A 13,041-nucleotide genomic window follows, 5' to 3' on the forward strand; every position below is an offset into this window, starting at 1 on the left:
TACCGGAACTATTTCTGTAACTACTGAAGCCGGAATTTCCTATACCCTTTTAGATGAAAATCAAAATGCTCTTAATAATAGTATTGCTAATGGAGAATTTAGCGGTCTGGATGCCGGAACTTATTTCGTGCAAGCTAGTAACGGGGATTGTGAAGCATCTTCTGAAGCATTAGTAATCATAAAAAACTTAGGAACTCCTGGTCAGCCACAAGCAAGCGTTTCACAACAACCTTCTTGTGAAGATACCACCGGAACTATTTCAGTAACTACCGAGCAGGGAATTTCTTATACCCTTTTAGACGAAAATAATAACCCATTAACTAATAATATTGCTAACGGGGAATTCAGCGGACTAAGTGACGGAACTTATTTCGTGCAAGCCAGCAATGGAGATTGTGAAGCTGTTTCCGAAGCATTAGTGATCATAGAAAACTTAGGAACTCCGAATCAACCGCAAGCAAGTATTTCGCAACAACCAACTTGTGAAGATACCACCGGAACTATTTCGGTAACTACTGAAGCCGGAATTTCTTATACCCTTTTAGATGAAAATCAAAATCCATTAACTAATAGTATTGCTAATGGAGAATTCAGCGGTCTGGATGCCGGAAAGTATTTTGTACAGGCTAGCAATGGAGATTGTGAAGCTGTTTCCGAAGCATTAGTGATCATCGAAAATCTGGGAGCACCAATTGCACCAGTAATCACCTCTATTACTAATACAACTTGTAGCTTAAATAACGGAATCATTGAATTCGAACTTACCGGGGGCTTATCTTATGTTCTTCGAGATAATGGGCAAAATGAATATTCCCATGAAAACGGTTCATTCACAGACCTAGCTTCAGGAGTTTATTACCTGGTTGCTAAAAATAATGATTGTGAATCTGAAGTTGAAGTAATTGTAGAAGCAGATCAGGATGTAGAGGCACCGGAAATTATCTCTTGTCCTATTGATTTAATAAATGTTACTGTAGACGAAGGAACTTGTACCGCTTCTCAATTATCGCTTGGTGATCTTATTGCTAAAGATAATTGTGATTCGGAATTAAGTATTACGAACAATGCTCCAGAGCTTTTCAGTCTGGGAGAAACTATCGTTATCTGGACGGTGACTGATGCTGCAGGAAATGAAAGCACTTGTACACAAACCGTAACGGTAACTGATAACCAAATACCCGTAATTGATGCCGTGGAAGCTATCAATACCACTGCTGACGCTAATACTTGTGGCGCGATGATAGAAATTACAGCTCCATTAGCTAGCGATAACTGTTCCGTAGGCATTGTAAGTGGAACCCGGGATGATAATCAGGCTTTAGATGCTGAGTATCCGGTAGGAACAACAACTATTACCTGGACCGTAACCGATGATAATGGAAATGAGGCTGAACCGGTATTACAAACTGTAACAGTAACCGATAATCAAGCACCGGTAATTGCAGAAGTGGAAAACATCAATACCACTGCTGACGCTAATACTTGTGGCGCGATGATAGAAATTACAGCTCCATTAGCTAGCGACAACTGTTCCGTTGGTATTGTAAGTGGAACCCGGGATGATAATCAGGCTTTAGATGTAGAATATCCGGTAGGAACAACAACTATTACCTGGATCGTATCTGATGATAATGGAAACAAGGCTGAACCGGTAATACAAACCGTAACCGTAACTGATAATCAAGCACCGGTAATTGCAGAAGTGGAAAACATCAGTACCACTGCTGACGCTGATACTTGTGGCGCGATGATAGAAATTACTGGTCCGTTAGCTAGCGACAACTGCTCTGTTGGAATGGTAACTGGAACCCGGGATGATAATCAGGCTTTAGATGTAGAATATCCGGTAGGAACAACAACTATTACCTGGATCGTATCTGATGATAATGGAAATGAGGCTGAACCGGTATTACAAACCGTAACCGTAACTGATGACCAGGCACCGGTAATTGCTGAACAAGAAAATATAACCGTAAATACTGATCCTGATAGCTGTGGTGCAATTGTAAATTATACAATTCCTTCTGCTAGCGATAATTGTGGAATAGAAAATATAGAACTTACTGAAGGCTTAGCTCCTGGATCTGAATTTCCTTTAGGAGAAACAAGCCTAACATATACCGCAACAGATCTAAATGGTAATACAGTTAACTCCAGCTTTATAGTTTCAGTTATAGATAATCAAGCTCCGGTAATTGCCTGTCCAGAAGATATTCAATTGAACGTTGAGTTTGGAACCACAGCTGTTGTTGTTGATTATGATGCTATTTCAGCTACAGATAATTGCTCAGAGACCAGTATCGAACTCATAGAAGGTTTTGCTTCAGGTGAAGAATTTCCTGTAGGAGAGACAAGAGTAACTTATGAAGTTACGGATGCTTCCGGAAATTCGGTAAGCTGTTCGTTTGTAGTAATAGTTGAAGAAGATCCTGAAGAAACTCCGCCGGCACCAACTGTTCCTCAAGTTGACCTTATTCAACCAGATTGTGTTACACCAACTGGAGTAATCCTAATAAATACTGAAAACGGACTTACCTATAGTATTGATGGAGAAGTTTATGAAGCTGTAGAGGAATTCACAGAACTTGAACCAGGTACTTATCAGGTAACTGCTAAAGATGATTTTGATCAAATTTCAGAAGCTACAGAGGTTATATTAGAAGAGCCTGTAGCGAGTGAGATTGAGACAAGGTCTATAAGTCTTTGTCTGGAAGATACCAGCTTTAATCTTTTTGAACTGCTTGAAGGAGAGTATGATGATTCTGGAGTTTGGATAGATACCGAGGAAACCGGTGCCTTAACACAAGACTTTATTGATCCCGCAATGTTACAGGTAGGTACCTATACTTTTCAATATGAGCTTAACAATGGCATCTGTAGCTCTACCACAGAAGTTACGGTTAACATCAATGATGATTGTATAGTATTGCCTTGTAGCCTTGATGATATTCAATCTAGTATATCTAAAGCCGTAACGCCTAATGGAGATAATCGCAACGATTTTTTCAGTATAGATTTTGCTGGCGAGTGCGGATTCACCTACGACCTGATGATATTTAATCGCTGGGGAAATAAAATATATGAAGCCACTAACTATCAGAACGATTGGGATGGATATTCCTCAAATTCGGCAACAAGTTCTAATCAATTGCCTTCAGGAACATACTTCTATATTCTGGAAATTAACAATAGCGGATTTGAACCAATACAAGGTTACATCTATTTAGGAACAAAATAAAAACAGAAATCATGAAATATATATACCTACTCCTATTCTGTCTTATGTTTTCCATATCTGGTATGGCGCAGCAATTGCCGCAGTTCACCCAGTATATGTACAACACTATATCTGTAAATCCCGCTTATGCCGGGAGCAGAGACGGATTTTCTATTACTGCATTAAATCGTAATCAGTGGGCCGGAGTTAGTGGGGCTCCTAATACACAAACCCTATCTATACACTCCCCGCTTACAAACGATAAAGTAGGTCTGGGACTTTCAGTAATTAACGATAAAACGGGATATGAAAATTATACCTATGCTTATGGGGATTTTGCATATCGCTTAGATTTCAGCAATGATATCTCTTTAGCAATGGGTTTAAAAGCCGGTATGAGCTACTACAATTTAGATCAGGAATTATTTACCGATCAGCAGGTTCTAAACGATCCATTTTTTGAAGATAGATTTAATAAATGGACACCAAATTTTGGTATTGGTTTTTATCTTTCTTCTCAAAACTGGTATATAGGGGCATCTGCACCAAAATTAATCAATAATAACAACCATGAGTTTAGTGAATTCCTGGCAATGGAACAGGTTCATTATTATCTCACCGGTGGATATGTTTTTGATTTGAATGAAAACCTAAAATTCAGACCAACTTCTTTGCTGAAAATGACTAGCGGTGCACCGCTTTCTGTAGACTTTTCCGGAACTATGATTTTTAACGAAAAGTTTTACCTGGGAGCTAACTGGCGTATAGATGATGCGCTAGGTGCTTTTCTTGATGTAGAACTATTTGATGGTTTTAGAGCTGGTTACGCTTATGAATATTCAATTTCAGACATTAGGCCATACACTTCTGGATCTCACGAGATCTTACTTATTTATGAGTTCAGATTCCAAAAAACCCGCTACAAATCACCCCGATTCTTCTAAAATAAACGCTGCTAATTATGAAAAAACTATACTATTTAAGCCTATTTTTCTTCGTGTTTAGCATATCGATGCAAGCACAATACGGGAAACAAAAAAGAGCAGATAAACTTTATAAAAACCTAGCTTATGTGGAAGCCGTAGAGGTTTATAAAGATCTTATAGAGAACGATTATAAAACCAGGGAAAACAGATTAAAACTGGCCGAGACTTATATGAAATTAAGGAGTCCCGAAAATGCGGTTTTCTATTACGAAGATATTTTAGAGGATTCTACAAATATTTCTGCGGAATATTATTACGAATATGCCCAGGCTTTAAGAGGGACTAAAAGATATGAGGAATCCCGAAGATGGTTACAGAAATACCTGGAGAGCAACGGAAAAGTTTCAGCTGTAGCTAACGAAATGCTGAACAGAACCAAACCCAAAATTCAAACTACCTATAGGCTCAAAAAAAGTGACTTTAATTCAGAGTTTAGTGATTTTGGAGCTGTAAAGCATCAGGGCGAAACTTACTTTGTTTCTGCCCGAAATTCAAACAATTCAGAAAAAGAATATTCCTGGAACGAAGAGCCATTTCTTGATGTGTATCAATTAAATTCTAATGAGGAGGCCTCCCCTATTTCCGGCGAAATAAATACTAAATTACATGATGGGACTATCAGTTTCAGCAATGGAGAAACACTGTATTTCACCAGAAATAATTACTATAATAATAAAGAAGGTAAACGGGATAAGGAAGCCACCAATCACTTAAAGATTTATTCAGCGCAAAAGCAAGGCAATAACTGGGTGAATATTCAAGAATTACCAATAAACAACAACGAATTTTCTGTAGGACATCCAACAGTTTCCAATGACGGTAAATTTCTTTATTTCACCTCTAATATGCCAGGAGGCCAGGGTGGCACAGATCTTTATAAAGTTTCCATTAATGGGAATAATAGCTTTGGGAATCCGGAAAACCTTGGAGATTTAATTAATACTGCCGAAGACGAAACTTTTCCTTTTATAGATGATAACGGAGTGCTTTATTTTTCTTCTACAGGACACGGTGGATATGGTTTGGCCGATATCTATAAAATTGATTTAGAAGCTGAAAATGCAGAAGTTGTTAACCTGGGAGAAACCATAAATAGTAATTTAGACGATTTTAGTTATTTCAGAGAAACTGGTAGTAATTCTGGGTATATAGCTTCTAACCGCGATGGATCAGATAATATTTATGGATTTAACCAATTACTGCCATTAATTTTAAAAGGAAAGGTAATCGATGCTGTAAATGGAAACCCTATTGCTCAGGCAACAATTAGGCTTTTTAATGAAAATAACGAGCAAATAGCTTTTCTTGAATCTGACGAAGATGGAAATTATAAAACAACAGTGAATAGAAATATGGAAATTCCGCTGGAAGCAAAGCAAATTGAGTATAAAAATTTCAGTGCTACTTTGAATACCAGTAATATGGAAGATTCGGAAGAAATGGAGTACAATATTGAACTTCAACCGGTGGCTGATGTGGAATATCTTGCTGAAATAAATAATATTTACTTCGATTTTGACAAAAGTAATATTAGACCAGACGCTGCAAAAGAACTTGACAAACTTGTAAAACTTATGCGTGATGAATATCCTGATCTAGTAATTGAAGTTGGATCGCATACCGATAAACGCGGAAGCGAAGCTTATAATGAGGCTTTAGCGGAACGCAGAGCTCATGCAACCAGGGACTATTTAATCGCTGAAGGAATAGCTAAAAATCGTATTAAAGAACAAGGTTATGGTGAGCGCCAACCTGCAATAGAATGTGATAGGTGTTCTAAAGAGCAACATCAATTAAATCGCCGTTCTATGTTTAGTGTTGTAAAGATGGATTAAAGATTAAGTTCTTTTATTAAATACAAAAGGTTCAGCATAACGCTGAACCTTTTTACTTAAATCAATATATGAAAACAATTATTACCTTCTTATAAAGATATTGGTAAAATAATTACGGCCATTTACATCGTCTACTACAGAAACTCCAAAATGAGAATGGTTCCCTTCAATATTTTCTTTGTGACCTTTACTGTTTAACCAGGCTTTAACTACAGCATCAGCGGTACGGTATCCATAACCTACATTTTCGCTAACAGCTTTTGCTCCCACAGTTTTTACTAAATTTTCGTAGCGTGCTCCAAAATTATCATGACTAACCTCCCCAACTTCCAGCATATAGTAATTATGAGATTCTGCTTCAACTGAAATCTCAGCAATAGGCTTAAGAGGTGCAAGATCTAAACTTTTTCGATGTTCATTTACTAAAGTAAGAATATCATTTTCGATTTCAGAATAATCAAAATCTACTTTTTCTTCGGCGGTATGATTGTAAGAATTTACTTCTTCTTCGATGCTTTCTTTTGCACAAGAAACCGTTGAAACGGCTAGCAAAACAAGCATAACAAACTTAAGTGTACTTTTTTTCATAATTGATCATGTAAGACTGGGAAGTTAAAAGTACACTTTTTATCGACTAAAAACACAGCTAGTTATGCATTTCATCGATTTTATTTGTTTTTTAACAGAAACAGTAGGATTAATCCTACTGAAAATGAGAAAAATAGAGATTAGTGCGTTAAAAGTGTAGGTGTAAAAAAGAGAAAAGTGCTATTCAAAGACAAAAACCTTCCCGTCATCGGCTAAGTCAACCTCCGGAAATATCGTATTGGCTTCTTCTCTAAATAGATTAATATTGGCATAACGAGTAGAATAATGGCCTAGAATAAGTTTCTTAACTCCTGCTTCTTTAGCGATTTGCGCGGCTTCTTTAGCTGTGCTGTGCTTAGTGGGCAAGGCCAGTTTGGCCTTATCTTCAAGAAAAGTAGATTCGTGGTATAAAACCGTAGTACCGCTAATTTGCGGGATCATTTTTTGGTTAAAAGCCGTATCACTGCAGTAAGCGTAGCTTTTTGATGGCTCAGGATCTGTGGTAACAAGATGATTGGAAATAAGCTCCCCGGATTCTGACGTGACATCCTTTCCCTTTTTTAAACTTTTATATAAAGAAACATGTATATTATATTCTACGGCTTTATCTATAAGTAGTTTTCGATCCCCGGGTTTTTCTTTAAAAAGAAATCCATTGGTATATACTCTATGCACCAACGGAATCGTTTCTACAGTCAGCTTTTCATCTTCATAAATAAGCTCTGGCTCTTTGCTCTCTAACTCGTGAAAATAAAGCGGATAGTTGGTCCAGGAATTAGACAGTTTTAACTGTAGGGTAATCATCTCTTTTATTCCCTTTGGACCATAAACATGTAAATCATTTTCCCGGTTTAACAATCTAAACGTTGAAATGAGACCTACAAGTCCATAACAATGATCCCCATGAAGGTGGGAAATAAAGATATGTTTTATTTTAGAAAATTTTATTTTATTTCGTCTTAGTTGTACCTGGGTTCCTTCGCCACAATCAATTAAAAACAGTTCGTTTTTCATTTCCAGTACCTGGGAACTAGGATTGGTAAAACTACGTGGAGTAGCAGCGTAACAACCAAGAATATTGAGCTTCATAAAAAAGTTTTTATATGCCCAAATCTCTTTGAATCTCGTCCATTTGAATAAGATCTTCGGCTTCTCTTAGTGAAGGAACCATTATAATTTCTTCAGGCAATTGGTCTATTGTAATTGCGTTACTTACCAACACAAAAGATTTGTTATGCATTTGGTGAAGATTAGAAATTTCTAAAAAACCCAGTACTTCTTCCTTTTTAAGATTATGATAAGCCAAAAGACTAACCGCTACATTTTTCTTTTCAAATTCGGCGTGCCTTTGGGTAAGTAGAGAAACAAAATCTACTACCGGAGCTTCTAATGGTTCTATTAATATATAATTCTCTTTCTCTGAAATCTTCATTACGTTATTTTTTAAGTTTAAACTCTAAAAAACCTTCTAGCGATTAATCTTTGAAGCCAGTAAATAAATTACGGCCATTCTAACAGCAACACCATTTTGAACCTGGTCTAAAATAATAGCATTTTCGGCATCGGCAACGTCACTGGTAATTTCAACTCCGCGATTAATAGGTCCGGGGTGCATTACCACTATTTCTTTATTTAAACTTTCCAATAGCTTTTTATTCAATTGAAATTGTTGCGAATATTCCCTGGTGCTGGGAAAATAACTAATATCCATACGCTCGTTCTGCACTCTAAGCATATTAGCTACATCACACCACTCTAAAGCTTTTTTAAGGTTGGTTTCAACACTTACTCCTAAAGACTCAATGTGTTTAGGTAAGAGTGTTTTAGGACCACAAACTTTCACCTCAGCACCTTGTAATTTTAATGCGAAAATATTAGAAAGTGCTACCCTACTATGCAAAATATCTCCTACAATCACTACCTTTTTACCGGCAACTCCACCAAGACGTTCCCTAATGGAATATGAATCAAGAAGTGCCTGGGTTGGATGTTCGTGGGCGCCGTCTCCTGCATTAATAATACTGGCTTTTACGTGACGGGAAAGAAATATTCCCGCTCCTGGATTTGGATGTCTCATCACTACCATATCAACCTTCATAGATAGAATATTGTTTACGGTATCAATAAGCGTTTCTCCTTTTTTCACCGAAGAAGAGGCTGCTGAAAAATTAACAACATCGGCACTTAATCGTTTTTCGGCAAGTTCAAACGAAAGACGGGTTCGGGTAGAATTTTCAAAAAATAAATTAGCTATGGTTATATCTCTAAGTGAAGGAACTTTTTTAATGGGTCGGTTAATCACTTCCTTAAAATGATCTGCAGTTTTAAAAATAAGCTCAATATCTTCCTCGTTAAGATATTTTATTCCCAGTAAGTGATTTACACTTAATTCGCTCATATATTTAATTATTTAGAAACCAGATAAACCACGTCTTCCCCATCGTTTTCTTTCCAGTTCACTTTTACTTTTTCTTCATTTATGGCATCTACCTGCCTACCATTATAATCTGGTTGTATTGGTAAATGGCGGCTAAATCGCCTATCTATAAGACTTAGTAATTCAATTTCGGCAGGCCTACCAAAAGATTGTACAGCGGTAAGTGCCGCTCTTATACTTCGGCCTGTATAAAGCACATCATCTATAAAAACCACTTTTTTATCTTCCACTATAAAGTCTATTTTGGTCTTATTGGCTTCAAGCGGCTTCTCTCCTCTTCTAAAATCATCCCGATAAAAAGTGATGTCCAAATGCCCATAATTTAAGTCTGTGATTTCATATTCTTCCTGGAGAATTTTTATAATTCTTTCAGCAAGAAAAACACCACGTGGCTGGATTCCAATAATAACAGTATCCTTAAAATCGGTATGGTTTTCAACTAATTGGCATGCAAGACGGTGCAGAATAATATTTATTTCATCAGCATTCAGTAATATTCGTTGACCCATAATTAGTTGCAAAAAGTAGAGTTTCTAGCACAAAAGTAAGCTTTTTTATTTTTTCCTGAAGTTGAATAGCCCTCAGATTATAAATCTTTTTTCAAAGTATTTCTTCTTAAAGAGCTTCTTAGTATTTAATTTTCTTCGTAAATTATAAGTGCAAATAATTAGATAAAAACTAAATCATGAGCTACTATTTTAATACCATATTAAAAGAAAAAAACTTTGATAAAGCTATAGAAATAGTGACTGCAGCTTTAAAAAAGGAGGGTTTTGGAGTACTTACTGAAATTGATGTAACAGAAACTCTAAAAAAGAAAATTGATGTCGATTTCAAAAAATATAGAATTCTTGGTGCCTGTAATCCTGAATTTGCCCATAAAGCCCTAAAAAGTGAAGATAAAATTGGCGTTTTTCTACCCTGTAATGTAATTGTAGAGGAGAATGATAATGGCAATATTGAAGTTTCAGCGGTAGATCCAATATCTTCCATGCAGGCGGCAAAAAATGACTCCCTGGAGGAAATAGCGACCGAAGTACAGCAAAAACTTAAAAATATTATCAATTCCCTGAATTAAATAATTTTCAACCTTCATAAATTTTAAATTATGGTAGTAAAGAGACACGATTACGAAACAGTTAGTCAGGCTATTAATGGCCTGGCTAGGCGGGGTTATACTACCGACTTTAAATTAGAGCCGGAAGAAGATAAAATTGTAGACAGCTCACGCAGCCTGCAACTTTCTCCTGAAGAATTTGAAATTGATGAAATTTATCGTTTCGAAGGAATGACAGATCCCGGTGACGAAATGATTGTATATGCCATTTCCTCACACAATCATAAAATAAAAGGTGTTTTGGTAAATGCTTTTGGTACTTATTCTGACTCGAATACCTATAATATTGTAAAACGGCTTCAAAAACATCTTTAGCCCTATCCCTCCTATTATATGTCAAGTCTTACCGCAGATTTTAAAGGGCTTACCTCGAAAGCTGCTCAAGCCTCTGCTGAAAAACATGGATACAACCAGATAGTTTCTAAAAAAAAATCGGGAGTTGTTGTTGCCTTGCAAACATTGGTCACCGAGCCAATGATTATTTTACTTTTTGCAGCCGCAATTATATACTTTCTTACAGGAAATCCAGGCGATGGACTTTTTCTAAGTTTTGCAATATTATTAGTTGCTGGTATTTCTTTATTTCAGGAAACCAGAAGTAGAAATGCGCTAAAAAAACTAAGGCAAATAATTCAACCGGAAACGAAAGTGATTCGTAACCAAAAGCTCGAGAAAATTTCAGCAGCAAAATTAGTTTTAGGCGACATTATCGTTATTGAAGAAGGTAATAGCGTTCCCGCTGATGCTACCATCATGCAATCCAATGATTTTTCTGTCAATGAATCGGTGCTAACCGGAGAATCGTTTAGTGTTTCAAAACAAGCAGACGAAAATTCCGAAATTTTTATGGGAACTCAAGTTGTTGGTGGTCTTGCCGTAGCTAAAGTCACTGCTATTGGCAATAAAACGCGATTGGGAAAAATTGGGAAAAGCATGGAGTCCCAAAAAACCGAAAAAACCTTACTCGAGAAACAAATCAACAGCTTTGTCAAAAAAATGGTGATTGCCGGTAGTTTCTTTTTTTTACTCGTTTGGATACTTAATTATTTAAAAACACAAAGCCTTCTTGGAAGTTTACTGCAGGCGCTAACATTGGCAATGAGTATTCTTCCTGAAGAAATCCCCGTTGCGTTTGCCACTTTTATGGCTATGGGAGCCTGGCGACTTATGAAAATGGGGATTGTGGTAAAACAAATGAAAACGGTAGAAAGCCTGGGAAGCGCGACTGTAATTTGTACCGATAAAACCGGAACCATTACTCAAAACAAAATGAGTCTTGCAAAAATTGTCACTAACAAAAATTGGGAGATTAAGGATGCTGAAGGAAACCTAAACTTAGAAGCACAAAAACTTATTGAAGTAAGCATGTGGGCAAGCGAACCCATTCCTTTTGATCCCATGGAAATTGCAATTCATAAGGTTTATAAAACTAATACAGCCGTAGATCTAAGGCCAGATTATAAAATGGTTCACGAGTATCCTCTTAGTGGTAAACCACCAATGATGACTCATATCTTTGAAAATAAAGACAGACAAAGGATCATTGCGGCAAAAGGTGCACCGGAAGCTTTATTAAAGGTTTCTAATCTGGATAAAAGCGCGATAGAACATATTGAAAAGCAACTAAACCAATTGGCAAGTGAAGGTTTTAGAGTATTAGGGGTAGGAAAAGTAACTTCAGAAATTAAAGAATTTCCTGAAATCCAGCAAGATCTAAAATTTGAATTCCTGGGGCTTATCGCTTTTTATGATCCACCGAAAGAAAATATCAGCAAAGTGTTTGAAGATTTTTATTCTGCAGGACTTCAGGTGAAAATAATTACCGGCGACAATGCCGTAACTACCAGTGAAATTGCCAGACAAATAAATTTTAGAAATGCAGAAAAAAGCATGGACGGAGAAGAGCTGCTTAAACTTTCAAAAGAATCGCTAAAAGAAAAGGTAAAAACCATCAATATTTTTACCCGAATGTTTCCCGAGGCAAAATTAAAGATCATTAATGCCTTGAAAGCTAATAACGAAATTGTTGCCATGACCGGTGATGGTGTAAATGACGGCCCGGCATTAAAAGCAGCTCATATTGGGATAGCTATGGGTAAAAATGGCAGTGAAATTGCAAAAAAAGCGGCTTCCTTAATTTTGATAAAAGATGACCTTTCGGGTATGGTAGATGCCGTAGAAATGGGTAGAAGGATTTATAGTAACTTAAAAAAAGCAATTCAGTATATAATTTCTATACATATTCCTATAATTCTCACGGTTTTTATACCGCTGGCTTTAGGTTGGATTTACCCAAATATCTTCTCCCCCGTACACATTATTTTTCTGGAATTAATTATGGGACCTACCTGCTCTATTATCTATGAAAATGAACCGGCCGAAGCCAATATCTTAAAACAAAACCCAAGACCTGCAACACAAAACTTTTTCAACGCAAAAGAATTAAGCCTAAGTATTATTCAAGGTATTGTTATTTCTCTGGGAACTTTAGGTATTTATCAATTTGCCGTTTCTTCAGGTCTTTCTGAAGATATGACTCGTAGTATGGTTTTTAGCTGCTTAATAGCTGCTAATATATTTTTAACTCTGGTAAACCGCTCTTTCTATTATTCGGTAGTGACAAGCTTATCCTATAAAAATAGACTCATTCCAATAATAATTGGAATTACTACGCTATTAAGTGCTACTATGCTATACTGGAAACCACTTCAGGTGTTCTTTGAATTTGGACAAATTTCAATAACACAGTTATTACTTTGTATCCTTACAGGGTTTTTATCGGTAATTTGGTTTGAAGCTTATAAGCTGTATAAACGCAGTATCAAAATTTAGCTTTTTAGTGATTATTTTTACCATTAATT

The 13,041-nt window shown here is 36.5% G+C and carries 11 protein-coding genes; 6 read left to right on the plus strand and 5 right to left on the minus strand.

The genetic code is table 11. The features are described from left to right. From B5X51_RS14620 to B5X51_RS14630, 3 genes are all read left to right on the plus strand, one after another. A partial coding sequence (locus tag B5X51_RS14620) for an HYR domain-containing protein (RefSeq protein ID WP_139374905.1) occupies window positions 1-3,238 on the plus strand: 3,238 nt, incomplete at its 5' end. Window positions 3,239-3,249: 11 nt separating this feature from the next. Further along, the gene (locus tag B5X51_RS14625) at window positions 3,250-4,161 is read left to right on the plus strand and encodes a PorP/SprF family type IX secretion system membrane protein (RefSeq protein ID WP_079721939.1); all 912 of its coding nucleotides are present in this window, start codon (window positions 3,250-3,252) and stop codon (window positions 4,159-4,161) included. 17 nt (window positions 4,162-4,178) lie between these two features. Beyond that, window positions 4,179-6,038, plus strand: a complete 1,860-nt coding sequence (locus B5X51_RS14630) for an OmpA family protein (RefSeq protein ID WP_079721940.1) — start codon at window positions 4,179-4,181, stop codon at window positions 6,036-6,038. A gap of 81 nt (window positions 6,039-6,119) precedes the next feature. Here B5X51_RS14630 and B5X51_RS14635 read toward each other — a convergent pair whose 3' ends face one another. The 5 genes from B5X51_RS14635 to pyrR all read right to left on the minus strand — a co-directional run bounded on the left by B5X51_RS14635 (window position 6,120) and on the right by pyrR (window position 9,572). After that, window positions 6,120-6,626 (minus strand): CAP domain-containing protein, encoded by a 507-nt coding sequence (locus B5X51_RS14635; RefSeq protein ID WP_079721941.1) that lies wholly within the window; start codon window positions 6,624-6,626, stop codon window positions 6,120-6,122. A 180-nt stretch (window positions 6,627-6,806) separates the two neighbouring features. Next, window positions 6,807-7,715, minus strand: a complete 909-nt coding sequence (locus tag B5X51_RS14640) for a ribonuclease Z (RefSeq protein WP_079721942.1) — start codon at window positions 7,713-7,715, stop codon at window positions 6,807-6,809. A 10-nt stretch (window positions 7,716-7,725) separates the two neighbouring features. Next, entirely contained in the window at window positions 7,726-8,058 is a 333-nt protein-coding gene (locus tag B5X51_RS14645) for a ribonuclease Z (RefSeq protein ID WP_079721943.1), read from the minus strand. Between the two features lie 36 nt (window positions 8,059-8,094). Then, window positions 8,095-9,024 carry an aspartate carbamoyltransferase catalytic subunit gene (locus tag B5X51_RS14650; RefSeq protein WP_079721944.1) on the minus strand — a complete coding sequence of 310 codons (930 nt, stop codon included), beginning with the start codon at window positions 9,022-9,024 and terminating at the stop codon, window positions 8,095-8,097. A gap of 8 nt (window positions 9,025-9,032) precedes the next feature. Further along, window positions 9,033-9,572, minus strand: a complete 540-nt coding sequence (pyrR, locus tag B5X51_RS14655) for a bifunctional pyr operon transcriptional regulator/uracil phosphoribosyltransferase PyrR (protein ID WP_079721945.1) — start codon at window positions 9,570-9,572, stop codon at window positions 9,033-9,035. A 176-nt stretch (window positions 9,573-9,748) separates the two neighbouring features. Between pyrR and B5X51_RS14660 the strand changes: the two genes are divergently transcribed. The 3 genes from B5X51_RS14660 to B5X51_RS14670 are packed head-to-tail and all read left to right on the plus strand — an operon-like array spanning window position 9,749 to window position 13,012. Then, a complete protein-coding gene (locus B5X51_RS14660) occupies window positions 9,749-10,141 on the plus strand; it encodes a DUF302 domain-containing protein (RefSeq protein ID WP_079721946.1) in 393 nt (130 codons plus the stop codon). Between the two features lie 30 nt (window positions 10,142-10,171). Then, complete coding sequence (locus B5X51_RS14665) at window positions 10,172-10,495, plus strand: phosphoribosylpyrophosphate synthetase (RefSeq protein ID WP_079721947.1); 324 nt, start codon at window positions 10,172-10,174, stop codon at window positions 10,493-10,495. An 18-nt stretch (window positions 10,496-10,513) separates the two neighbouring features. Beyond that, window positions 10,514-13,012, plus strand: a complete 2,499-nt coding sequence (locus B5X51_RS14670) for a cation-translocating P-type ATPase (RefSeq protein ID WP_079721948.1) — start codon at window positions 10,514-10,516, stop codon at window positions 13,010-13,012. Window positions 13,013-13,041: the final 29 nt, after the last annotated feature.

It is taken from the genome of Salegentibacter holothuriorum (assembly GCF_900168045.1).
Classification (GTDB): Bacteria; Bacteroidota; Bacteroidia; order Flavobacteriales; family Flavobacteriaceae; genus Salegentibacter; species Salegentibacter holothuriorum.

Bases quoted from the DNA above. Each gene is read 5' to 3' on its own strand.
- B5X51_RS14670 (WP_079721948.1), top strand. From the start codon at position 10,514: ATGTCAAGTCTTACCGCAGATTTTAAAGGGCTTACCTCGAAAGCTGCT.
- B5X51_RS14665 (WP_079721947.1), top strand. From the start codon at position 10,172: ATGGTAGTAAAGAGACACGATTACGAAACAGTTAGTCAGGCTATTAAT.
- B5X51_RS14650 (WP_079721944.1), bottom strand. From the start codon at position 9,024: ATGAGCGAATTAAGTGTAAATCACTTACTGGGAATAAAATATCTTAAC.
- B5X51_RS14630 (WP_079721940.1), top strand. From the start codon at position 4,179: ATGAAAAAACTATACTATTTAAGCCTATTTTTCTTCGTGTTTAGCATA.
- B5X51_RS14635 (WP_079721941.1), bottom strand. From the start codon at position 6,626: ATGAAAAAAAGTACACTTAAGTTTGTTATGCTTGTTTTGCTAGCCGTT.
- B5X51_RS14645 (WP_079721943.1), bottom strand. From the start codon at position 8,058: ATGAAGATTTCAGAGAAAGAGAATTATATATTAATAGAACCATTAGAA.
- B5X51_RS14660 (WP_079721946.1), top strand. From the start codon at position 9,749: ATGAGCTACTATTTTAATACCATATTAAAAGAAAAAAACTTTGATAAA.
- pyrR (WP_079721945.1), bottom strand. From the start codon at position 9,572: ATGGGTCAACGAATATTACTGAATGCTGATGAAATAAATATTATTCTG.
- B5X51_RS14640 (WP_079721942.1), bottom strand. From the start codon at position 7,715: ATGAAGCTCAATATTCTTGGTTGTTACGCTGCTACTCCACGTAGTTTT.
- B5X51_RS14625 (WP_079721939.1), top strand. From the start codon at position 3,250: ATGAAATATATATACCTACTCCTATTCTGTCTTATGTTTTCCATATCT.